This is a genomic window from Bacillus sp. 103mf (genome assembly GCF_900116295.1).
GTDB classification, from domain to species: domain Bacteria; phylum Bacillota; class Bacilli; order Bacillales; family Bacillaceae_G; genus Bacillus_A; species Bacillus_A bruguierae.
This window is the reverse complement of record NZ_FPAF01000003.1, coordinates 352,334-374,961: the sequence shown is the minus strand read 5'-3', so window position 1 is coordinate 374,961 and position 22,628 is coordinate 352,334. Positions and strand designations below refer to the sequence as shown.

Genomic DNA, 22,628 nt, shown 5'->3' with positions numbered 1-22,628 from the left:
TGTTGTTTCTTTATTATACAATGCTTGTATTTATTTTATCAGGCTTACTTGTCACTAAATAATGTTTCTCTGAAACATATAAATTTCGTTCTAGTTTTCTTTTTAAATATGGACCTAACTTTATTGAACAAATAAGGCGATTCTCATTTCCTTCAACGATTGGAAAAACTTCTTTGTCCGTTACATATTGATCAACAGCACGTTGTACATCATCAATTTCTTTAACAAGATCAAGGTTTTCTTGTGTATTCTCGAAGACTTCAAGTGTCTCCTTTGTAATAATGAATGTATTTGTAGGAAAAGCAGGTAAATAAGGTTTTAATAAGTCATAATTAACTGTGTAGTCATCATTTACTAATACTGTATATACGACGTTAGCATTCGCTTCAAGAAATTTTGCCATAGCAAGTTCTAATTCATCTTTCGTAATCTCTCTTTCTTCCTTGCCTTTTGTAAAAAAGCGAAACATTTTCTCCGCCCCCTTTTCCTTTATTATACCATAAATTACAAGATAAATATGAATAATGAAAAAACACACCTCTACATTACTGATAAATCCCTTCACTAATCTCACCTTTAAAAAAACCATGCGAAATTATCACTTTATCGTATGTTTGTCCAAACTCATTCATATGTATGAAATTAAGTAACGTTTTCAGTAGAGGGTGAAACTTCTCTTATCACAAATTTCAAGAATTTTTTTTAAAAAAGTAAGAAATAATTGATGAATGTTTTACTTTGTCTCACCCTACTCTCAAAGTCTAGGAAACAAATCAATCAGCTCATAACATAAGAAAGAGGGATTACATGGACAATGAGCAATGGAAAGTAGCTAAAAAAATTGCTGCTACTTATATAGGAACTGTCGTTGGAGCTGGATTTGCAACAGGAAGAGAAATCGTGGAATTCTTTACAATCCATGGCACATATGGAACAATCGGCATTTTAGTAAGCGGCATTTTCTTTATTTGGTTAGGTACAAAAATGATGCTGCTTTCTTCACAAATCAATGCATTTTCTGCTCAAGAATTTAACAAATATTTATTTGGTGATGTCTTTGGAAGCGTTGTAAATATTTTATTACTTCTCGTATTATTTGGTGTAACAAGCGTCATGCTTTCCGGAGCTGGAGCGGTATTTGAAGAGCAACTTCGCCTTCCAAGACAACTTGGAATCTTTATAACGATACTTGCTTGTATGATAATTGGCGGCCGAGGATTACAAGGGGTATTCGAAGTCAATTCACTCGTCGTACCAATTATGATGATTTTTATTGTGGGGCTATCCATTACAACACTCTTTCATGATGTACCTTCCTTTTTCAACATGACACCTTCTGAAAATTGGAATATCAAATGGGTTACAAGTCCAATTACATATGTTGCACTCAACCTCTCACTCGCTCAAAGTGTACTTGTACCGTTAGCAAGTGAAGTAAAAGATCAAAAAGCCATTAAATGGGGTGGTATGTTAGGCGGGGCTGGTCTCTGTTTAATTTTATTATGTAGTCACTTCGCCATTTTAACTGTCGAGCAATTTTATCAATATAATATTCCAATGGCAGAAGTTGTACGTCGCTTCAATGCTACTTTTCATTTCTTTTTTGTATTAATTATTTTTGGGGAAGTATTTACAACACTTGTCGGTAACATATTTGGTATGACTAAACAACTTCAATCTATCACCGGCTGGAAAAGTAACATCATTATTTATTTCATCTTACTGATTAGTTATTGTTTTAGTTATATTGGTTATAGTGAATTACTTCATATATTATATCCTGTGATTGGGTGGATTAACTTGATTTTCCTTCCAATTATTGCATTCAAACAACAGCAAAATACATAAAGTGAAACTTCTTATCCCTTGCTACGAATGAGTTGAACGGATTGGACCTCTATTAAACTAAACGAAAACAAAAAGCACGTGAATCATCTTATTTACGTGCTTTTTTCATTACACCTTACATCTTTCAATTCATATTTGTAACTCTTCAGCCATTTGTGATAACGTTCCAGCTGCTGAATTAACTTATTTTCTTTGAATTCCTCAAGATCTTGAGGAAGAAATCTCTTACTTACTGCGAATGGCAAAATAAAAAACATCCGTTAGTAACTGGATGTTTTTTACTCGCAATCCTCACACACTTCCCAATACAATCCCATTTCAACTGCTAAAAATGGTTTTAACTGTAATCGAATCATGCGGCTTGGCATACGATCTAGTACAAATTGAAGGCTTTCTTCTTCTTCTTTTATAATATCCACCTTTTGGACAGCAATACGTTGGATTTTTGTTACCGCCTGACCATCTTTATATAAAACAAGACCAATCTCATCGTCTTCATTAAAAAACAATTCTATACTTGTACCTGTTAATGAGATTGTATTTGTTATAAAATATGTACCTTTTTCTTCTTGAATATAATACTTCCAGCCTCGTGTCCCATCTTCTTGTGGAAGAACCTTTAAAAATGATGTAATCTCCTCGTGCAGCATAAAATACCCCTCTCTTACCTCTTTCTCAATACCCTATATACATTTATTCTACCACAAACGACTATAACAGCTGTATTTCTCCGCTCAAAACTATATAAACACAAATTAAAAACGAAAAGCGTGTGAATCATTTGATCCACACGCTTTTTTATTATACTTTAAATCTCTCAATTAACACTTGTAACTACGCCTTTGGAGTTTTTTTATTTTTTCTGTCTCATTTGTTTTGTGACACTTTTCCATTTATTACGCTCTGCACGGGCTAAAAGAGCATCTTGCTTTCTCATCGCATAAGCAATTTCTTTTTGTAGTTTTTTATAATTGAACAATCGAGCTTCCTCCAATGTTCCCTCATCAATCGCAGCACGAATTGCACAACCAGGCTCATTTTCATGTTGACAATCTCGGAAGCGACATTTTTGAGCAGCTTCTTCAATATCAGAAAAAGTTGCGTGCATGGCACCGCTTCCTTCCCAAAGCTGAAGTTCTCTCATTCCCGGTGTATCAATAACAAGTGCACCAGTTGGTAATTGGAACAATTCTCGATGTGTTGTCGTATGCTTTCCTTTACTATCGCTCTCACGAATTCCACCTGTTTTGGCCACTTCATTTCCCATTAAAGCATTCAGTAACGTGGATTTCCCTGCTCCCGAAGAGCCAATAAGCGCAATCGTTTTTCCTGGTTGTAAAAATTGTTGCAATCGATCTATGCCTGTTTGATGCAAACTATCAACTGCAAAAATAGGCACTCCAATTGCAATCGTCTCTGTTTCCATTATTTTTTGCTCTATATTTGTACATAAATCACTCTTTGTTAAAATAACGACAGGCATCGCTCCGCTCTCATATGCTAACAATAAATAACGCTCAATTCGCCTTACATTAAAATCTGTATTTAAAGCATTAACTAAAAAGAGATAATCCACATTTGCTGCAACAATTTGTTCCACTGTTTTCTCTCCAGCTACTTTTCTAGAAAAAGAACTTTTTCTTGTAAGCACAGTGTGAATAATTGCTTTCTTTTCTTCTGGCAATTTTGTTACGCCTACCCAATCTCCTACTGCAGGATAATCACCTTTCTCAATTGCCTCATAACGAAATTTCCCTGTTAATTCAGCTACATATTCACCATCTTCGCATATAATCCGATACATATGTTTATGCTCTAACAGAACACGCCCTACTTCATATTGCTTCGATAATTGCTCTTCAAAATGCATATCCCATCCAAATTCTACTAAATAATTACGATTCAATCTCGAATCCTCCCTAAAATGTTTAATGGGGAAGGATATAACGATTCTTTATAAAGTTTCGTCCGTTCCTTCCTTATTTGTATTAACCGTGTAAATTTTATAAACAATCGACATAATACATCACTCCGTTCTTATTAGATTTAATTATATTATATGAAATTTCAAATAAAATATCCACTATATATAACAGAATTATCAGACTAAAAAGCATATATAACAAAAACAAACTTTCTCAATCTATACACATAAAATTTAAAAAGGAGTAAATGCGCCAAAAACAGAATGATATTTACTAAAAGGAGTGGGTTTGATGGATATGTATTCGTGGCTAACTGCTCTTCTCGTTGGTGGAATTACCGGTTTTGTTGCCCATCTTATCAATCATCAAGGCAAATTATTGCTTCCACGCCGATTAAAAACATTTTTCCATCTTGGCTTTTTAGCTGATATCATCACTGGCAGCCTCGCTGCCCTACTTGGCCTTGTTTTATTTGATGCGACAACTATAAAAGAAATCATTAAAGTTGCAATCGTTACTGCTATTTCTGGCCAAACATTTTTACTCCATCAAGCGCTTGGAGGAGAACAAGCAAAGAATACACAGATGAATAAAGCAAATGAAAAAATACAAGAAATTGACAAATTATTAAGGCGTTAATATGTACTACAATTTGCAATTTACTGATATAATGAAAAATAAAAATGCTGAATGAAAGCGTCTGTCAGAAGAGAGGGTGTTTCGTATGGCAAGCAAAAAAATAGAAGATTTCTTAACAGACCCTGAAAAAGAGGAGCTGATAGAAAACTACAAATGTTTACGAGAAGCCCGCACAAAGCGAGAAGCAAACTATTTTGGCGAAACAGTAAACGATTTGTTAGATAAAGCAAAGCAACGTATTATTAAAGAAGCCGGCATTAAAGATGAAAATGCTGCAACAATCCATCCAAAACGAAAAGCACTGTTTTAGTATGTACATGAACCAGTGCTTTTTCCTTTCAGTTTACATAGTGTATGTATGTTTTTTATATACATTATGAAACTATTTTTTGTTTTGTTTCAGATTCTATATTTTTTATAATTCCAGCTCGTTTAAACGTGAATAGAGAAAAGATATACATGCTAGCTGTAAACATCCCGATAGCAGAAAAATTATGAAATATAACATATAAAAAACCTGCTAAAGCTGCTCCAATCATTTGCCCAATATACATTGATGAATTAGCCAGCGCGGCAATAGTACCTCTTGCTGTCTGTGATAATGTTTGTAATGCACTCATCATAATAGTAAACAAAATACCTGTTATAAAAAATATAATAAAGAAAAATACCTCTATAAATAACACATATTTTAATTGAGGCAATATCAAATACAAAACAACAAGCGCAATTATTCCCCCATATAACGAGCGGGTCTTACCAAACTTATTGACAAGTTTAATGCCAAACAAATTGCCTGTTAAATTCCCAAACCCTAATATAAGCATGGCGCTTCCAATTTCATTTACTTCTAATTGAAATTGATCTGATAACCATTTTCCTAAAAATGAAAAAGCTGCAAAGTTACCCGTTTGAAATAAGAAATAAGCAAAAAATGACGGTACTGTTTTTGATATATGTAATAACTGGTTATAACGACTAAAAACTGTTTGTTTTTGAGATTCTTGTTGTAGCGGTCGTAAATGAGGCAGCGTAAAATATATGAGTATCCCCAATATAGCAGAACAAATTCCAATTACAAAAAACGGAGTAGAGTAATGCACAGATGCAAGGTAAGCTCCGATAGGTAATCCAAACATTTGTGACAAAGATAATCCAGCTGTAACAATTCCTATACATTTCATAATATGCTGAGGTGATACAAGGAGCGGGATAGACGCCCATACTTGCGGTGATACAAATGCTGCGCTAACACCAGCTAAAAAACGAAAGGTAATCATCCACCAAAAAGTAGGAGCTATACCACATAAAAACGTACTAATTGAAAAAAATATCATTCCACCTATTATAACCCGCTTTCTATCTAGACCATCAGAAATAGGACCAGCAATTAATGCAAATAGAGCATACCCTAATGCGTATGCACTTACCATCCAACCTGATATTTCCGTAGAAACATTATATAACTCTTGCAATGTCGGTAAGAGGGGTGAAATTAAAAATGTATCTGTTCCTATCATAAACATGATCATAAAAAATAAAAGCATCGTTTTCTTCACCATAAACACCCTTTCTATATAAACCCATTTTAATTTTTCAACATATAAGTCTATGCTATGTAGAATACAACATGCCCTGTATTCGCTTGCTCACTTAGTTTTAAACCTTACATGTGTCAGGAAAAGGTCCTGACCGCTTCTATGCACGACCAGATACTATTGTTCTCCCATAAAAAGAAAGGGGTTTTTATGTCGTTTTTTAACTTATATATATTTATAGATAAATGCAACACATGCAACTTTTATCTTATTCCTCTTCTAAAATAGATTGAATCGTTTGCAAATCACTCTTGAGTAAAGTAACTCGATTTACTTTTACATTTTCTCTTATTTGTTCTACACGTTTTCCTCCTGGAATAACAACATCAATTCCGTCTTGTGCAAGTAACCAAGCTAACGCTAAATTCGGCATAGTCGTATTTCTTTCCGTTGCAAATTTCTTTAGTTTTTCTACTTTCACAAAATTCTTCTTATATACATCCTCTTCAAATAAAGAAACACTTCTTCTCCAGTCTCCCTCACTCAATCGCAAATTTTTCGGATATTTACCACCTAAAATTCCAAAAGCAAGAGGTCCATATGGAATAAATGAAATATTTTGTTCAATACAATACGGAATTAATTCTTTTTCCGCAGTCCGATCCAACATGTTATATGGTGATTGTAAAACAGCAATATCCCTATGCTGATTCGCTTCTTTTAACTGCTTAATATTGACATTTGAAATACCAATCGCTCGTATCTTTCCTTCTTCTTTTAAACGTACTAGTTCCCCCACTGACTCTGAAAATGGAATTCCTGGATCTGAAAAGTGTAAATAATATAAATCTATATAATCTGTCTGTAATCGTTGCAAACTATTTTCTACAGCTGTTCTTATGTAACTAGGTTTATTGTTTATACGAGTAGTAGCTCCTAATAACTTTTGAACCCCACCTTTCGTAGCAAGTGTAATATCTTTTCGTTTCCTTCGTAATACCTCTCCTAACAACTCTTCTGAACGTCCAAATCCATATACGTCTGCTGTATCAAAAAAAGTAACTCCTTGATATAAAGCTTCTTCTATCATTTTCGTTCCTTCTGCCTCATCAATATTTGAGAATAAATTATAGCCACCAACTGCATTTGTTCCAAAACCAATTTGTGAAACTTCCAATTTTGCCTTCTGTAAAGTTACTAATTTCATTTTTCTATCCCCTTTATATTTCTATTGTTCTAATATATTCGAACAATAGAAATATATCATGATATATGTTATAGTGCAAATAGAAAATAAAATACGTTACGAAAAGCAGGTGGAAAAATGCGAACTCTATACCATCCAAATCATGAGGAAATTCAACTCTCCTCTGTATTATATGCACTTAGCGATCAAATCCGGTTAAAGATTGTAAACGACTTACTGACATGCGGTGAACAGTCTTGCGGCGCTTTAAACATCCCGATAGCAAAATCTACACTCTCGCATCATTTTAAAGTATTACGAGAGTCCGGTGTTATGTATACGAGAATCGAAGGAACACAGCGTTTCATCTCCATTAGGACAGAAGATTTAAACAAGAGATTCCCAGGATTATTAGACGCTATTTTACAAGCGACAGAACCTTATTAATAACAAACAGGAGCATCTTCATAAAGATGCTCCTGTTTGTTATTAATATGAAAATGTAATTGTTAACAATGAATATCCACTTTGCGCTTGGTAAGGAGCTACCTGATATGACACTCGCTTTGCTCCTTTTGGCCAAGCAACTTCATTCAGTACTTTTTTAACATCGTTCATCGTGTTATCGATTGTTTGATGGTAACGAAATTCTACCTTTTCTTGTTTCGTTGTAAATTTTTGCTGTAATTTTTGTTTTAACTGGTTATAGTTTTCAGCTCCAAATTCTGCCGCTAAATAAACAAGATTTGTATCTTTTAAGATTTGTTGATAAATAGGAGCTTTCTTATTTCCTGCTTTAATTTTATTTGTTAACTCATTATAATAACTTGTATTTGCAGCTGGATATTTACTACGATCCCACTGGTGATCTTTACTCATTTGCTCATCGGACAAGTTAAAATAAGAGTACGTAACACGGCCTTGTTTATCCGGAACGGGATCATCGAATGTCGTATCGAGGTGATACCATTTCCCCTCAACATTCACAAGGTTCCATGCATGAGACTGCCCATTTCCAGTTCCCGTTACAATATGAGATTGAATTCCCGCTTCTTTTAATAACTGATAGGTTAATAGTGCATATCCTTGACAAACTGCCGAATGTTTTGATAACGCTTCATATGCAGTGTAAGAACGTAGTGATGTGTCATATGAAACATTTTTCACTACATAGTCATGAATGGCTTTTACTTTTTCATTTTGGTCCATTCCAGCTGTAATTATTGAATTTACAATTGATTTTGCTTGCTTCATCACGTACTGTGATTGTTCTTTCGTTTCTCGGTATGAAATATTCACTGTAAATGAATAATTCCCTGGTACACCACGAATCGAAAATTTCGTACCACTTACATTATATTTTAAATATTCATCCTTTTCCAACGTTTGATTATAGGCTTGCACCAGTGTATTTAACACTTCTTTTATGTTTGAATTCTTTGTCTTATAAACAATTGTAATATTTGTTTCATGATTATTTAAATGCTTTTGTAACTCTTGTTGAAACGCTGCAATTAGTTTTGCATCGCTTACAGAACTATCTACCTGTTTTGTAGCAGCATATGATACTGAAGGCATATGAAGAGTTCCACTTATAATAGACGAACAAAGTACTATAGTTGATAAACATTTTACAGATTTCTTCATTTAATCACATCCTCGTAATATAAAGTAATTATAAAAAATGATTTTCTAATATATATAAACATATATTAATTCTATCAAAAAAGAAAATACATTTTTTGATATTTTAACGTATTTCCAAAAGAAACCCACATCTTTAAGCGCGTAACAGGTAGCAGTTCCGCGTTTTTCCAGTTAAGTATACGGACCTAGACAACAAAAACTCGTTGACATCACCTAAAAATGTATGTGCTAGATATAAAGATTACATACACGTAAGTGAAGTAATTTAAACAACGCTAAACTATATAAATCCACTTTAATTCTCCGACATATAAGTCACTGCTATAGAGAATACAACATGACCTACTCTCGCTTCCTCCTTTTGTTTTAAACATTGCATGTGGCAGGAAAAGGCTCTGACCGTTTCTATGCGCGGCCAGATGCTCTCGTCCTCCCCTAAAAAAAGAGGGTTTTTATATCGTTTTTTTAGCTTGTATATATGGAAAAGTAATTTCCGTTCACATGCGAAACTTCTTTAAATTATAAACTTTGTAAAATACAACAAGTGTTTTCAAAACGGCGTTGCTTTATATCTTCATTTGCAATACAGAAATATAACATTCCCATATCTCCCCACATCATGTTTAAATGTTGCTCATCAGAATCTACTTGAAATAATAATATCATCTCACTGTGATGCACATTCAAATATTCCTGTGCTTCCTCAAATACTTCTGTTTGAACGGAAAATGGTGTACCAAAAATTTGATGATTGTCATAGTGATCAGGTATTAATTCCTCTAACAATTGCAAGAAACGATCTGAATCATCTTCATTTTCAATAAACAACTCAGGGAGTTTTTGCACTTTTTCAAATGTAATTCTGCACTGAGAAAATTGCCCTTTCATTTGATTCGTGTTTTGTAAATCCTCGATTGCTCCTTCATAATATAAAACACGCCAGCTTTCTTTTATGTTTGCATTTCCATACACTTCATAAAAGTCTTCTTGCTCATCATCAGCAAAATAGAAGAAATATAACATGCCATTTTCAGGAAAATCATTTTTTATACCTACAGCTTGAATTTCAGCTAAATTAAACTGGGCAACAAAGTGAAGGGGACGCCCTTTATAAGCTGGATACGCCAACTCTGCTGGCAAATCAGGTGATCCTCCCATTTTTGAACACCCTATTGGCAATATCTCTTCTTGTTTTGGTACCACTTTTATACATTCAAATGCTGTGGCTAACAATTCATCTTTTATATGATTCAGTTGATACTTGTCAATTAATTCTTCAATATGCTTCGTCATACAAACTCCTTTTTCTACATGATTACCTACATCATATCATAAAATTTATTGAACTACCCCCATCTACCGTTTCGTGCTTGAGGTGAGGGTCATCTCGCTAGGTATGATAAAACTTCTTTCGTTTTTTTCTTTATCTCTACCTGTACTGCCCATTATGAAAAAGGGCTTGTTCATTATAATCGGAATGCCTTTCTAACACATAATATACAGTGTTCCTACAAACATGCAAACTTTTCATCCCTTGTAAGACACCCTCGTAATTCCCACTTTTTTTACTCAAAATTCTTATATTAAGGAGGAAATAAATATGGGCTATGGATATGGCGGTTGTGGATTTGGTTACGGTTATGGAGGATATGGCGGCTGTGGAGGATATGGCGGTTGTGGATTTGGCGGTTTTGCTTTATTAATCGTTTTATTTATCCTTCTTATCATCATTGGAGCAAGCTGCTGTAATGGCTTTGTCTTCTAAGTAATCTTTAACAACTATTGTAGAAAAGCACGCATTTGTCGTGCTTTTTTATTTTCTTTAACTTTATAAATAATGAATTGAAGAGAGGTATTTTCATGAAAATAGATGGTGTCTTTGAAGGCGGCGGCGTTCGAGGCATTGCACATGTTGGAGCAATTTGTGCATTAGAAGAACATGGTTATGAATGGGAGCGAGTCGCTGGTACATCAGCCGGTGCTATTATAGCCGCACTGCTCGCATGCGGTTATACAGGAAAAGAACTACGAACAATTATAAATAGTGCTGATTATACAAACTTCATAACAAAAACATGGTTAGATAAAATTCCCCTTATTGGAAAAGGAGTAAATGTGTGGTTCAAAATGGGTATATATAAAAACGATTTTATAGAACAATGGTTAGAGGATTTATTATCTCAAAAGGGCGTTTATTGTTTTAGTGACTTACCTAACCCGAGCGGCTTAAAAATTATCGCTTCTGATATTAGCAATGGGAACATGGTAATTTTCCCTGATGACTTACCGCATTATGGATTTCCAAATAAAAAATTTTCTATTGCAAAAGCAGCAAGAATGAGCGGAACAATTCCTTTCTTTTTTCAACCTGTAAAATGGAAAACCCCTAAGTGGAATAAACCTTGCTATATGCTTGATGGGGGCATTCTCAGTAATTATCCGATATGGATTTTCGACTCACCAAACATCCCTCGCTGGCCTACCTTTGGATTTCATTTCGCGAAAGACGAAATTCAAGCTGAACCTGTGCATTATGAAGAACCTGTTTCTATGTTTAAAGGGCTATTTAAAACAATGATGCAAGCCCACGATTTACGCTACCTCAATACAGAAACAAGCGCACGCACAATTAAAATCCCTACTGGAAGTATTACGAGTACCAATTTTAATTTAAGTGATGAAGAAAGAGATTGGCTTTATCATTCTGGCTATCAGGCAGCTAAAAAATTTCTGAGCTCTTGGAATTTTAAACAGTATATACGTCAATATCGTAGCGAATCTTCATTTCATGCTCCAGATAACCAAAACAAATGATAAAATACAACAGCTAGCAGTAAGATTTTAACTAGCTTCTTTTCTTCTTCAAAACGTAAATTCAAGAGACTTACTTATATATTTTCAAATGGTGTAACTACTCAGTCACTCTATGAAAAACAGATAGAAAAGCATTTTTTTAAGTGGTGGAGAGGGACTGGCTATGTATAGTAGCGGTCAGAGCCTTTTCCTGCCACGCGCAAAGTTTTAAAACAAAGAAAGGCAGCGAGAGGTGTAGATCCATTTTTATCTTCATGGCAGCAATTATAGGTAAGCGTATTTTCGCTGGAATTATATTCTTTACCAAACTGCTAAATGAAATGTATGACTGAGTAGTTACCAAATGGTTTTCTTTACACAACAAGTAATTGCATTTGTTTTTAATAAAATTGGCTGTTCATCCCTTACAATGTGATACTCTAGCGGCTTTACTCCTACGTTTAGTTCTTCCCATCCTTTATATATCTTGCCCAGCATACAAAGCATTTCTTCTGTTGAAAGATTTACTTCAAATAATGGGTCCAATCTTATCTTCGTGTTCATATCAATTTCTTCTACACTAGAATTTATTACAATATAATTAACTCCTTTATCTTTCGTCCCAATTTTCATATTATGCAATACTTCTTCCAAGGCACTTTTGCAAGGGACATGCTCTAAACTAGATACAGCCACAATATAATCGTATTCATTTGCGATAATTTGATAATCTTCGATATTACTCTCTACAGTTTGAATACGATCAGCAACGTCACAATCATAACTATATTGCTGCAATCGGTGCAGTGCGAAAGAAAGCAAGTCTACACATACCACTTTTCCTGCTTTCATTCTTTGCGCAATCGGTATACTGTTTCTTCCAACTCCACATCCTAAATCCAATGCAGTAACGCTTTGTTGATTTTGAAATAAATTCATCATCTCAATAACACCCGAAACTGGCTTATATAACCATGACCCTTCCTCAAATAACTTATGATTAGCATAACAATGTTCGTGATACTCTTTTTCTTTCTGTCTTATATGTTGAATTCGGTTCACTTTTTTACTTCAGCTCCTTTATTATATACCACGCATATACATTCGCATTGGGACATATAATTCCCTCCTCAAGTCTAAATTCACTGTATACAGCTAATTAGAGAAAAACTGCTAAAAAAATAAATATAAGAAGAAAAAACGGTAGCCATAATAGCTACCGTCCTTTTACGGATATTGCAATCCCTCTGCTTCTTCCTCCGTGATAACAATATAACGTTCTCCCGTTCTTAACCCTAACAGTTCTGCTTTTTCAATTGCTTCTTGTTTTGTTTCTGCATAAGCAGCTAAATATTTTGTTCCATTTATCACTTGGCAAATGACATAGCGTTTCATTTTCATTCTCCTTTTATATATAAATCCAACTTGACTTTCCAACACACAAGTTGCCGCCATGCTGAACAAAAAATAACCTGCTACTTTCTTTCTCTCTTTGTTTGAACTTCGCACGTGGAAGAAAAAGGCCCTGACCGCTTCTACGCATGGCCAGATGCTCTCGACCATCTAAAAAGAAAAGGGGTTTATGTCAGGTTTTTAATTTGGATTTATATATTATCGTATTTATTGTTTTATTTCTTGTATAATTCGTGCAAGTTTTTCAATTCCTCTTTCAATATCATGCAGCGATGCATAAGAGTAGGAAATTCGCAAATGTTGATTAGCATGCCGATCATACAAATTTCCTGGATTAAGTAAAATCCCCGCTTGTAAAGCTTTATAAAATAGTTCCTGCATAGAAAATTTCAAATTTATATGTAACCAGATGTAAAAACCGCCTTCCGGTACATTCCACGTTGCAATATATGCAAAATGTTTTTCCAACGCATGTAATGCAATATCTCTGCGTATTTGTAATTGTCGCCGGGTACAATCTAAATGTTCTTCATACAATCCGCTTAAAAACCACTGAGCGGCAGCTCGTTGTGACAAAGAACTTGATCCATAATCTGTTTGCATTTTAATATCTGCTAATCGATTAATAACAGCCTCTGGTCCTACAATCCAGCCAATTCTCAATCCTGGACTAATTGTCTTAGACATACTTCCTATGTAAAGAACACTCCCACTTCTATCATATGCCTTTAAGGGCTTTGAAGATGGCGAGCCGAACCACAAATCTTGATACACACCATCTTCGACTATAGGTAGACCAATTTCATTACAAGTTGCTACAACAACTTTTCTTCTCTCTTCACTCATCAAAATCCCAGTTGGATTATGAAAAGAAGGAATGGTATAAAGAAGCGAACCCAAAAATTGCTTTTTATATTTTGAAATAAGTGTTGATTGTATTCCATCCCGATCCATCGAAATACCAATTAAACGCATCCCTGCTGACTGAAAAATATTAAGAGAATATAAGTAAGAGGGTTTTTCTACTAAAATTGTTGCACCTTTTTGTAATAGCCCCATAGAAATTAACTGTAAAGCCTGAATGCCACCTGAAACAACTAAAATAGATGATGTTGATGCCTGTATTCCTAATGTTTGTAAATATTTTGCTATCTGTTCACGTAGTAAAATGTCTCCTTTTGGTTCTTCATACCCTAAAGGTATATACTGCTTCGAAAGTTTATTCATAATATGTTTGGTCTTCTCTTGCGGCAAAAGTTCTGACGAGAGTTCTCCTGTTCCTAATCGAATGATATTCGGATCAAACTCTGCTCGGTTAATTTCTCTAATTATAGGTAAATTAGGATAATGCATTCCGGTATCAACATATGAATTCCAATTCAGAGGTGCCGAAGAAGTTAATAACCCCCATGTATTATTTATCACTCTCGTTCCTTGTCGTCCTTTTCCTTCAACCAATCCTTGAGCAGCTAATTCATCTAGTGCAGTGACAATTGTGCTTCTGTTAACTTTAAATGCATCAGCTAACGTTCGTTGAGACGGTAATTTCATCCCGATTGTCCATTCTCCATTTGCAATTTTCTCTTTTATATAATCTTCAATTTGCTTATATAAAGGTATTGGAGATAAAACATTTGGTTGCCAATCAAACCGTTCCATAACATCACCCCAATTATGTATCTACAATTGTAGTATACACTTTGGTTGGGTCATCATCCATCCATATGGATGGATACAATTGATATTTCGCTTTATATACTAGACACCAATAGGTAACCCCCAAAAAATATGCTTTTACATAGGAGGCGAAAAATGAGCGAAGCATTTCTTCACGGCATCATTCTTTCATTTGGACTTATTATTCCTTTAGGCGTTCAAAATGTGTTTGTTTTTACTCAAGGTGCCAGTCAATCTACTTTATTACAGGCTGCTCCAGTTGTTATAACAGCGGCAATCTGTGACACTATTTTGATTTTGGTAGCTGTGCAAGGCGTATCTCTTGTGCTATTAACATTTTCCTGGCTAACAACTACACTCTACGCAGTTGGATTTTTCTTTCTTCTTTACATGGGATGGGCGATATGGAAGAGTGAACCTACCGCTTCCCAAAATGATGAGCAAACCATTACAATAAAAAAACAAATTGCATTTGCAGCTTCTGTCTCTTTACTCAATCCACATGCTATTTTAGATACAATTGGAGTCATTGGAACGAACTCTATTCAATACATTGGCGCTGAAAAATGGGCGTTTACCTTCGCAACAATTTTCGTTTCTTGGCTATGGTTTATCGGATTAGCATTCGCCGGACGGATACTAGGGAAAGTGGATGCATCCGGAAAACGAATACAACTATTAAATAAAATTTCTGGTGTTATTATTTGGGCCGTTGCGTTTTATATGTTGGTAAAACTATTCACTTAATTACAGTCGAATATTCAAAATATCCTGATATATATGTATATAAGTTAGAAAACCGACATAAAACCCCTTTCCTTTTTATAGGAAAACGAGAGCATCTAGCCGGGCATAAGAGTGGTCATAATAAATAAGAAAAAGGCTGGCAAAAAGCCAACCTTTTTCTTATTTATTAGATTCTGATTTCTCAGCAATTCCAAGATGATCATTCAATTGTTTTGATATTCCTTTAACATTTTGCTCATCTGGTTGATAATAATAAATACCATTCATACGTTTGTCTGTACCTTGTACTTGTATTTTTTCTAACTTCAAGTCTGTTCCTGCCATATTTTTTGTAATTGCCAACATATCATTGAATGTTAAGTTTGTTTTCAAGTTTTGATCCACTGCATCTAATAATGAACTAAGTTTTGGGATTGAATGGACTGATGCCGCTTTTTTCATAATTGCTTCGATTACAAGTTGCTGTCTTTGACCACGCATTGCATCGCTATCAATTTTCCGTGTTCTCGCTAACGCAAGCGCCTGTTCTCCATTTAAATGTTGGTACCCTTTTTCAAGATGGATGGCACCAGCTTGGTCTTTACTATCTTGTTCCGTAAAAGTAACCGGCACATCAATATCAATACCACCAAGTGAATCCACTATTTTAATGAACGATTCAAAATTAAATTTCACATAATAATCAACAGGTACATTTAAAAAACGTTCAACCGTATCACGTGTACTTTCCACACCGCCAAATACGTGCGCATGTGTAATTTTATCTAATTTCTTTCGTGACGGTATATATACGCGTGAATCACGAGGAATGCTCACTAATTTTACCGATTTATCATTTTTATTAATCGTTGCCAGTAGCAATGCATCCGTACGAACTGCTTCACCATATTGACTTTTTCTTTGCTCACTTTCATCAACACCCATAATTAAAATAGAAATATTATCTTTTAAAGGAGCCACCTCTACATCACGTTTATTAGACTTATTTATTTCTGCATAAGAATTACTTACAACCGCTTTTGCTTTACTATATATAAAGGAACTGTAACTTATTCCTCCAATAACGAGAAATAAAACAGGAATGATCAAAAACAATAAAAAACCTCTTTTTTTAGAGCGCTTCTTTTTCTTTTCAATTCTACTTGTTGCTTCCATGTCCGTTTTCATTTCACTTCCCCCTTTCAGAACATCCTCTATTAGTTTAATTGAAATGTAACATCCTTTGTATCGAATTACATTTCATCAACCTTACATTTTTGTAAGAATCTACAACGTACGAATCATAGCTTTTCGTTACAAAAAAAATAACATCGTTTTGTAACAAAATGATGACAACGAAATTTTAACACAAATATTTTTTGAAATCCCAAGTAATCTTTCTCTTATTTGGCATAATTTTCAATACTATTTTATGAAATCATTAGAGATAAATAACATTTTGGCTATATAGACAAAAAATCTAGCCCTCAAACATTTGAGGGCTAGATTTTTCAACTCGCTTTAAAGCCGCCACCTAATACATCTCGTACATCATGAATCACAACAAATGCATTTTGATCTTTTCGACCTACAACTTGTTTTAATTGGACGAGTTCTTGTTTATTAATGACAACATATAACACTTCCTTATTATTTCCTGTGTAACCACCTCGTCCTTCTAATACCGTTACACCGCGTGTCATATTTTGCATAATAGATTCTCGAATAATATCTGGATTATTTGAAATAATCGTCACTGCTGTTTTTGTATTTAATCCTTCCACAATAAAATCAATAACCTTTGCACCGATAAAGACTGCTACAAGTGTATACATCGCTTTCTCTTGTCCAATAATAAATACTGAGCCAGCAATAACAACGATATCGATAATTAGCACACCTTTTCCAACACTCCAGCCTAAATATTGATTTGCTAACCTAGCTATGATAGCTGAACCACCTGATGTACCACCTGCACGAAACATACACCCTAAACCAACACCAACAAAAACCCCTGCAAACAGAGCTGCTAATAATGTATCATGATTTACCGGAGTGGCCACATCTTCTGTGATATATAAAAAGAAAGATGTAGATATAATACCAAGAATTGTATATACCATCGTTTTCTTATCAAAAAATTTATAACCAATTGCAAGTAAAATGGCATTCATTATAAGGTTTACAGCACCAGGAGACCAGTCAAACAAATAGTAAGTAATTACCGTAAGACCGATAATTCCTCCTTCTGATAATCGGTTTGGAATAGCAAAAAAGTTAATTCCAATTGCAAACAATAACGATCCAAGTACAACAAGTATAATCTCTTTCATACGTTCATTCATTACGTTTTCCTCCCGTCTATTCCTATGTTTAATCTCTATACATCATAGGAAACTAAATTGTCTCTCTCCATCTCTCTGCATGTTTCTCTATCATTTCTATTAGCTTCTTCATCGCTGGTGTCAACCATTTACTTTTATGATACGCCAGTTCAGTTGTGACAAAATCTTCACTGTACATCCATGGCAAGGCAATTAACTTTCCACGCTCAATTTCTTCTTTAACTGTAATAAGCGGTAAATACGATAACCCTAACCCGCACATAACAGTTTGTTTAATTGCCTCTATACTCCAAAAATGAATACGTGAACAACTAATCCCTTCTCCTTTTATCCATTTTTCTAGTAAGTCTCGATAACTCCCTGGCTCGGTAAGCAATAACATTTCTCCTTCTAAATCAGCAGGAGTAACAATTTTCCGCTTCGTTAACGGATGCCCTGGCGGAGCAACAAGCACAATTGTTTCTCTAACAAGCGAACGAGTGACAATATCTACACCTAGTTTTTCTGGATTTGTAAATAAAGCAAAATCAAATTTCCCTGACTTTAATTCATTATGCAACTCCTGACTCTCTGATGGCTGTAAAATGATATGAACCTGCGGATACTTCTTTTTAAATTCATATAAAATAACAGGTAATCGATATATCATTAAAGATTCATTTGCCCCAATACGTATCGTTCCTGATGGTTTGCCGTTCATTTGAGATGATTCAAGTGCTTCATTTGATAATGCCAATATTTTTTGCGCGTAAGAAAGCATATGCTCTCCTACTTCAGTTAAAACTACCTTTTTACCGAGGCGATCAAACAACGGACTTCCAATTACTTCTTCCAGGGATTGAATATGATTTGTGATTGTTGATTGTGTATATCCGAGTCTTTCTCCGGCCCGTGTAAATCCTCCGCTCTCTGCTACAATAATAAAAGTTTTCAAATGACGCAGCTCCATAATAATGCCTCCTGTTGTACAATCATTATTTCATCCTCAATAGCATAAATTACGGTTTATGTATGTATAAAGATTACAAGATTCTCGTATCATCAACTTATTGTTATAACCATATTTCCATCATAACGAAAAATGATATTAGAAAGTATATGAAATAAAATCTTTTCTAAAACACCTATGAAGCTAACTATTTTGATAGAAATAGTTAGCTTCATAGGTAAACTTTATACATTCTTAATCTTTCACATCTGAATGAAAAACGAAAGAAAAAATAGATAACAGTCCTATACACTCACCTAATCGCTATTATATATTTATAATAAAAATAAATAAAATGAATTATTTTAATAGAAACCATTTAAAAAAATGATGGATGGATTTAATTAAAAGCATGAAATGCAGTTCTCATACTTTTCACTATACTTCTACAATTTAAAAGTTGTACAAATATTCGAAAGATACTCATTTACGATCACTCCATCAGCAATTATCAAATTAAATTATTTTACAGTTCCCGGCATATTTAAGATGAATACACCCTCGTTGGAAAGTTACCTTTACAACCACCACAATTATCTGGTATTATTACCTGGTGCTTAAAATTAGTTGTACTCAATCTATTAAACATGAAAAATCAATTAACTTAGTACAAAGAATTCTTGTGTTATTTTTATATACACTTTCCATAAACATGTTTTCTATCATTATATATTCATTCATTTCAATGTTCCGAGCATAATCGGTGCCTAAGCTTACTAGTAATAACACCATTCTAGTAGAACTTATTTTCTTTTTTCTACCATAGACTTGAAAGGGGCATACTTTTGCAAACAAAAAAAGATTTTGAGAAAAAAACGATTATATTCATTCATGGACTAGTTGGAAATCGTCGTGCATTTAAAAAAGAATGTAAACTATTTTCCTCATCTTATAACATCATCACATATGACTTACTTGGCCATGGTGATGACAAAGGACAAGCCATTGATTTTTCTTTAGATCGATTAGTAGAGCAATTGTCAAATTTATATGAAAAAGAAGGGATCCAGCAAGCTCATATTTGCGCCCTAAGCTATGGATGCTATATTGCCTCTATATTTGCTCATAAGTACCCAGAAAAAGTATTGAGCCTTTGTCATATTGGAGGTCATTACAATAACCCATCTATTTTGTTTAATGTCTTCCAAAAGTTTTGGGACAAACGAAATAATGAATACTCTTCTTGGCTTCATCAGTATGCAAGTACTATATTTCCAAGTGGCATACTAAAAGCCAATCCATTTGCGATTGTTTCCAAAAATATTTACTATCGATTCGGGTTACAATTACACTCATCTATTATTCGAGAGTCACTGCGGCATCGTTTGGAATTCGATTTAAAATCCCGATTACGAGAACTTACGCAACCAATTTTATGGGTGATGGGAGAACACGATCATCTCTATAAATCTTGTTTATTTGATTTAAAATCCATTCTTCCAAATGTTTCATATAAAGAAATCCCCTTAGCTGGTCATGCTGCAAATATCTTTCGGCCAAATTATTTTTTCGATTTGTACTCTCAATTTTTACGAGACACATCGTCATAATATAAAACATTTTTTATTTAATAAAGAGAGTCGCATATCAACGCGACTCTCTTCTCATATGTAAACTATATTTGAGTACAATCTCTCTTTTTTATCCCCATCTAATAATCCATATGTTTTTAAAATCCATTTTAATTTTTCGACATCTAAGCCGATTGTATGTATGGCCGGACGCTCTCGTCCCTCCTAAAAAAAGGAATTATGTTGTTTTTTCAATTTGTATACATATAGAAATATATTAAAAAAAAATAAAATTCTACACATCCAAGTGAAATCAAGTGAAAAATTATCAATTTGCTATTACTCTACTTTTTAATACTCTTCACTATAAGTGAAGAATATACCTCCGCTCCTGCTTTCGTCAAATGAACCCCATCTGGTTCAAAGTATTCTTGCTTCCCAGCACTAGCTGAATACCAATCAACTAGCGTAACATTTGAGAAGTTTGATGCTATTTCTTCTAACTTTTTATTAACTAATGATTCCCATGGACGCGGTACTCTTGTATTAATTAATACTACTTTACGTTCATTACCTATTAATTGGATTAGTGATGTTATTTGCTCAGTAGTAAATGCGCCATTTGTACCTAATCCAATAATAACGCACTCCCCTAAAGCACCCTCTTTTTTCATTCTGTCTACCGCAGAGGTCGCTTCAGACATTTGCCTTCCAATCTTCGCATCAATCCTAATATTAGGAAATGCATTTTTTAAATTGGGAGAGACATCAATCATAATTGAATCTCCAATAGCTGTGATCGGCGCAGATTCTTTAGCCCCCGCAGACTTAACTTCTTCTTTGTTTTGTGATGGTTTATCAGCCGGTTCTTCCAAAACTGCGTCTGGATGTTTAGGCTGATCTTTTTGCTGTGTTTGTACCGCCTCTACTTTGTTTTTAGGGCTTTCTTTCGCTTTGCCCGCTGTTGATAAACCAAAACTTGCTGTCATAGTAACCAATATTGCAAACGCTAAAGCTAACTTACCACCTAACGCTAAGTTTCTTATTCTTAAGTTATGTAAACGAATATTCCTCAATGCGCCTTGACGAATTGGATTTTCGATAAATTTCCATGAAAGCTGCGCAATAAACAAAATAAGAAAAAATTGAAAAATAGCTCTCGTAAGCTGAAATTCTCCAGTACTTACTTGTGGAGTTGTCAATGTGATGATCGGATAATGCCAAAGGTATATCCCATAAGATCGAACTCCAATCCAGCGCAAAGGTCTGAACCTTAAAAAAACACTAATACGGCTAGCTGGATGAGCAAGATTCGCTACTAATAATGCAGTAGCAATCGATAAAAGGAACATTCCCCCGCGGTATAGGAATGGATCATATTGATTCGTCTTCCAAAACATAACAAGAATAATAAGAAGAGCAATTCCTCCAATTATATCAAGAACGAGACGAGCTGGTGGAATAATTTTATTAGCTAATCTACTGCTCGGCCAAATGAAAGCAAGTGCTGCACCAATCAGTAAGGAAAACGCCCTTGTATCAGTACCATAATACACTCTACTTGGATCAGCACCTGGTACATATATTATTGCCATTGCGACAGCTGAAGCAATCGCTCCGAGAAAAATAAATAAAGTCAGACGTGATTGTTTTTTTATATAAGAAAGTCCTAAACTAATGATAAGAGGCCAGACCACATAGAACTGTTCTTCAACAGCTAACGACCAAAAATGATTTAGTGGAGACAGTTTACCGAAGCTATCAAAATATGATAATTTGTGATAAATATACCACCAGTTACTAAAATAAAATAAAGCTGCTACCGAATCTCCACGCATTTTTCCAAGTAATGAACTATGAAAAATTGTAATCCAAGCTAAAGTTATAACAAGCATGACAAGCATTCCCGGAAGCAATCTCCTTGCCCGGCGCAACCAGAAATTCTTCAAGTCGATTCTTCTTTTTTCCTTCCATTCAACAACAAGAATATCCGTAATTAAATAACCCGAAAGTACAAAAAACACAGTAACACCTAAAAACCCTCCAGGTATCCAGTTAAAATTGATATGATACAAAATAACACCTAGTATGGCTAGGCCCCTTAAACTGTCTAATCCAACCATATAACGACTATTTTTCTTTAATGGTGTGGGCATTCACAGTCACCCCCATCTTTCTCTAGAAACTATGTAACTATTCACATTACGAAATTCTACGAATTTACACTTAACAAGTATAAACGAATTTCGAAATAAAAGGTTTACAAAAATAGTACATTATCATAATAAACATACTTATCTTGTATAATAATGCACACCATACATAAAATTCTACCATATCATCTATTATTATAAAATTGTTTATGCAAATAAAAATAACTACTTCATTACAT

The 22,628-nt window shown here is 34.3% G+C and carries 22 protein-coding genes; 8 read left to right on the top strand and 14 right to left on the bottom strand.

The genetic code is table 11. The features are described 5' to 3' along the window. Positions 1-13: 13 nt before the first annotated feature. A complete protein-coding gene (locus tag BM350_RS11380; protein WP_090911930.1) occupies positions 14-469 on the bottom strand; it encodes a DUF3939 domain-containing protein in 456 nt (151 codons plus the stop codon). Between the two features lie 338 nt (positions 470-807). Here BM350_RS11380 and BM350_RS11375 point away from each other — a divergent pair, with 338 nt between their 5' ends. Next, positions 808-1,848, top strand: a complete 1,041-nt coding sequence (locus BM350_RS11375) for a YkvI family membrane protein (protein ID WP_090911931.1) — start codon at positions 808-810, stop codon at positions 1,846-1,848. 278 nt (positions 1,849-2,126) lie between these two features. Here the strand turns inward: BM350_RS11375 and BM350_RS11370 are convergent, their stop codons facing one another. Together BM350_RS11370 and rsgA are read right to left on the bottom strand one after the other, a co-directional pair. Further along, positions 2,127-2,498 carry a DUF3979 family protein gene (locus BM350_RS11370; RefSeq protein ID WP_090911933.1) on the bottom strand — a complete coding sequence of 124 codons (372 nt, stop codon included), beginning with the start codon at positions 2,496-2,498 and terminating at the stop codon, positions 2,127-2,129. Between the two features lie 203 nt (positions 2,499-2,701). Continuing rightward, positions 2,702-3,754, bottom strand: a complete 1,053-nt coding sequence (rsgA, locus tag BM350_RS11365) for a ribosome small subunit-dependent GTPase A (protein WP_090911935.1) — start codon at positions 3,752-3,754, stop codon at positions 2,702-2,704. A gap of 310 nt (positions 3,755-4,064) precedes the next feature. Between rsgA and BM350_RS11360 the strand changes: the two genes are divergently transcribed. Next, positions 4,065-4,412, top strand: coding sequence for a DUF4257 domain-containing protein (locus BM350_RS11360; protein ID WP_035438188.1), 348 nt, complete (start codon positions 4,065-4,067; stop codon positions 4,410-4,412). 85 nt (positions 4,413-4,497) lie between these two features. Further along, complete coding sequence (locus BM350_RS11355) at positions 4,498-4,722, top strand: hypothetical protein (protein ID WP_139207577.1); 225 nt, start codon at positions 4,498-4,500, stop codon at positions 4,720-4,722. A 64-nt stretch (positions 4,723-4,786) separates the two neighbouring features. On the opposite strand, the gene BM350_RS11350 is transcribed toward BM350_RS11355, so the two are convergent. Next, positions 4,787-5,971, bottom strand: a complete 1,185-nt coding sequence (locus BM350_RS11350) for an MFS transporter (RefSeq protein WP_090911939.1) — start codon at positions 5,969-5,971, stop codon at positions 4,787-4,789. Positions 5,972-6,218: 247 nt separating this feature from the next. Beyond that, positions 6,219-7,157 (bottom strand): aldo/keto reductase, encoded by a 939-nt coding sequence (locus BM350_RS11345; protein ID WP_090911940.1) that lies wholly within the window; start codon positions 7,155-7,157, stop codon positions 6,219-6,221. Between the two features lie 117 nt (positions 7,158-7,274). On the opposite strand from BM350_RS11345, the gene BM350_RS11340 reads away from it, so the two are divergent. Continuing rightward, positions 7,275-7,583, top strand: coding sequence for an ArsR/SmtB family transcription factor (locus BM350_RS11340; protein WP_090911942.1), 309 nt, complete (start codon positions 7,275-7,277; stop codon positions 7,581-7,583). 42 nt (positions 7,584-7,625) lie between these two features. Here BM350_RS11340 and BM350_RS11335 read toward each other — a convergent pair whose 3' ends face one another. Both BM350_RS11335 and BM350_RS11330 read right to left on the bottom strand, forming a co-directional pair. Beyond that, on the bottom strand, positions 7,626-8,783 hold the full coding sequence (locus tag BM350_RS11335) for a transglutaminase domain-containing protein (RefSeq protein ID WP_090911944.1): 1,158 nt from the start codon (positions 8,781-8,783) through the stop codon (positions 7,626-7,628). A 519-nt stretch (positions 8,784-9,302) separates the two neighbouring features. Next, entirely contained in the window at positions 9,303-10,076 is a 774-nt protein-coding gene (locus tag BM350_RS11330) for a YwqG family protein (protein WP_090911946.1), read from the bottom strand. 307 nt (positions 10,077-10,383) lie between these two features. On the opposite strand from BM350_RS11330, the gene BM350_RS11325 reads away from it, so the two are divergent. Together BM350_RS11325 and BM350_RS11320 are read left to right on the top strand one after the other, a co-directional pair. After that, complete coding sequence (locus tag BM350_RS11325) at positions 10,384-10,548, top strand: YjcZ family sporulation protein (RefSeq protein ID WP_090911948.1); 165 nt, start codon at positions 10,384-10,386, stop codon at positions 10,546-10,548. Between the two features lie 95 nt (positions 10,549-10,643). Beyond that, positions 10,644-11,597 (top strand): patatin-like phospholipase family protein, encoded by a 954-nt coding sequence (locus tag BM350_RS11320; RefSeq protein ID WP_090911950.1) that lies wholly within the window; start codon positions 10,644-10,646, stop codon positions 11,595-11,597. Positions 11,598-11,933: 336 nt separating this feature from the next. Here BM350_RS11320 and BM350_RS11315 read toward each other — a convergent pair whose 3' ends face one another. From BM350_RS11315 to BM350_RS11305, 3 genes are all read right to left on the bottom strand, one after another. Beyond that, entirely contained in the window at positions 11,934-12,638 is a 705-nt protein-coding gene (locus tag BM350_RS11315) for a class I SAM-dependent methyltransferase (RefSeq protein WP_090911952.1), read from the bottom strand. Between the two features lie 165 nt (positions 12,639-12,803). Further along, positions 12,804-12,971, bottom strand: coding sequence for a DUF3933 family protein (locus BM350_RS11310; RefSeq protein WP_090911955.1), 168 nt, complete (start codon positions 12,969-12,971; stop codon positions 12,804-12,806). A 225-nt stretch (positions 12,972-13,196) separates the two neighbouring features. Further along, the gene (locus BM350_RS11305; RefSeq protein ID WP_090911957.1) at positions 13,197-14,648 is read right to left on the bottom strand and encodes an aminotransferase-like domain-containing protein; all 1,452 of its coding nucleotides are present in this window, start codon (positions 14,646-14,648) and stop codon (positions 13,197-13,199) included. A gap of 153 nt (positions 14,649-14,801) precedes the next feature. Here BM350_RS11305 and BM350_RS11300 point away from each other — a divergent pair, with 153 nt between their 5' ends. After that, positions 14,802-15,413, top strand: a complete 612-nt coding sequence (locus BM350_RS11300; protein ID WP_090911959.1) for a LysE/ArgO family amino acid transporter — start codon at positions 14,802-14,804, stop codon at positions 15,411-15,413. Positions 15,414-15,572: 159 nt separating this feature from the next. Here the strand turns inward: BM350_RS11300 and BM350_RS11295 are convergent, their stop codons facing one another. The 3 genes from BM350_RS11295 to BM350_RS11285 form a co-directional block, all read right to left on the bottom strand. Then, positions 15,573-16,580, bottom strand: coding sequence for an LCP family protein (locus BM350_RS11295; protein WP_090911961.1), 1,008 nt, complete (start codon positions 16,578-16,580; stop codon positions 15,573-15,575). A 323-nt stretch (positions 16,581-16,903) separates the two neighbouring features. Beyond that, positions 16,904-17,737 (bottom strand): YitT family protein, encoded by an 834-nt coding sequence (locus tag BM350_RS11290; protein ID WP_090911963.1) that lies wholly within the window; start codon positions 17,735-17,737, stop codon positions 16,904-16,906. A gap of 52 nt (positions 17,738-17,789) precedes the next feature. Continuing rightward, positions 17,790-18,686, bottom strand: coding sequence for a LysR family transcriptional regulator (locus BM350_RS11285; protein ID WP_090911965.1), 897 nt, complete (start codon positions 18,684-18,686; stop codon positions 17,790-17,792). Between the two features lie 824 nt (positions 18,687-19,510). On the opposite strand from BM350_RS11285, the gene BM350_RS11280 reads away from it, so the two are divergent. Next, a complete protein-coding gene (locus BM350_RS11280) occupies positions 19,511-20,275 on the top strand; it encodes an alpha/beta fold hydrolase (protein ID WP_090911967.1) in 765 nt (254 codons plus the stop codon). Positions 20,276-20,580: 305 nt separating this feature from the next. On the opposite strand, the gene BM350_RS11275 is transcribed toward BM350_RS11280, so the two are convergent. Next, positions 20,581-22,392 carry an acyltransferase family protein gene (locus BM350_RS11275; RefSeq protein WP_090911969.1) on the bottom strand — a complete coding sequence of 604 codons (1,812 nt, stop codon included), beginning with the start codon at positions 22,390-22,392 and terminating at the stop codon, positions 20,581-20,583. Positions 22,393-22,628: the final 236 nt, after the last annotated feature.

Excerpts from the sequence above, each read along its gene's own strand:
- BM350_RS11335 (WP_090911944.1), bottom strand. The coding sequence starts at position 8,783 with ATGAAGAAATCTGTAAAATGTTTATCAACTATAGTACTTTGTTCGTCT.
- BM350_RS11380 (WP_090911930.1), bottom strand. The coding sequence starts at position 469 with ATGTTTCGCTTTTTTACAAAAGGCAAGGAAGAAAGAGAGATTACGAAA.
- BM350_RS11285 (WP_090911965.1), bottom strand. The coding sequence starts at position 18,686 with ATGGAGCTGCGTCATTTGAAAACTTTTATTATTGTAGCAGAGAGCGGA.
- BM350_RS11310 (WP_090911955.1), bottom strand. The coding sequence starts at position 12,971 with ATGAAACGCTATGTCATTTGCCAAGTGATAAATGGAACAAAATATTTA.
- BM350_RS11305 (WP_090911957.1), bottom strand. The coding sequence starts at position 14,648 with ATGGAACGGTTTGATTGGCAACCAAATGTTTTATCTCCAATACCTTTA.
- BM350_RS11375 (WP_090911931.1), top strand. The coding sequence starts at position 808 with ATGGACAATGAGCAATGGAAAGTAGCTAAAAAAATTGCTGCTACTTAT.
- BM350_RS11360 (WP_035438188.1), top strand. The coding sequence starts at position 4,065 with ATGGATATGTATTCGTGGCTAACTGCTCTTCTCGTTGGTGGAATTACC.
- BM350_RS11345 (WP_090911940.1), bottom strand. The coding sequence starts at position 7,157 with ATGAAATTAGTAACTTTACAGAAGGCAAAATTGGAAGTTTCACAAATT.
- BM350_RS11355 (WP_139207577.1), top strand. The coding sequence starts at position 4,498 with ATGGCAAGCAAAAAAATAGAAGATTTCTTAACAGACCCTGAAAAAGAG.
- BM350_RS11320 (WP_090911950.1), top strand. The coding sequence starts at position 10,644 with ATGAAAATAGATGGTGTCTTTGAAGGCGGCGGCGTTCGAGGCATTGCA.
- BM350_RS11275 (WP_090911969.1), bottom strand. The coding sequence starts at position 22,392 with ATGCCCACACCATTAAAGAAAAATAGTCGTTATATGGTTGGATTAGAC.
- BM350_RS11340 (WP_090911942.1), top strand. The coding sequence starts at position 7,275 with ATGCGAACTCTATACCATCCAAATCATGAGGAAATTCAACTCTCCTCT.
- BM350_RS11295 (WP_090911961.1), bottom strand. The coding sequence starts at position 16,580 with ATGAAAACGGACATGGAAGCAACAAGTAGAATTGAAAAGAAAAAGAAG.
- BM350_RS11330 (WP_090911946.1), bottom strand. The coding sequence starts at position 10,076 with ATGACGAAGCATATTGAAGAATTAATTGACAAGTATCAACTGAATCAT.
- BM350_RS11300 (WP_090911959.1), top strand. The coding sequence starts at position 14,802 with ATGAGCGAAGCATTTCTTCACGGCATCATTCTTTCATTTGGACTTATT.
- BM350_RS11290 (WP_090911963.1), bottom strand. The coding sequence starts at position 17,737 with ATGAATGAACGTATGAAAGAGATTATACTTGTTGTACTTGGATCGTTA.
- BM350_RS11370 (WP_090911933.1), bottom strand. The coding sequence starts at position 2,498 with ATGCTGCACGAGGAGATTACATCATTTTTAAAGGTTCTTCCACAAGAA.
- BM350_RS11325 (WP_090911948.1), top strand. The coding sequence starts at position 10,384 with ATGGGCTATGGATATGGCGGTTGTGGATTTGGTTACGGTTATGGAGGA.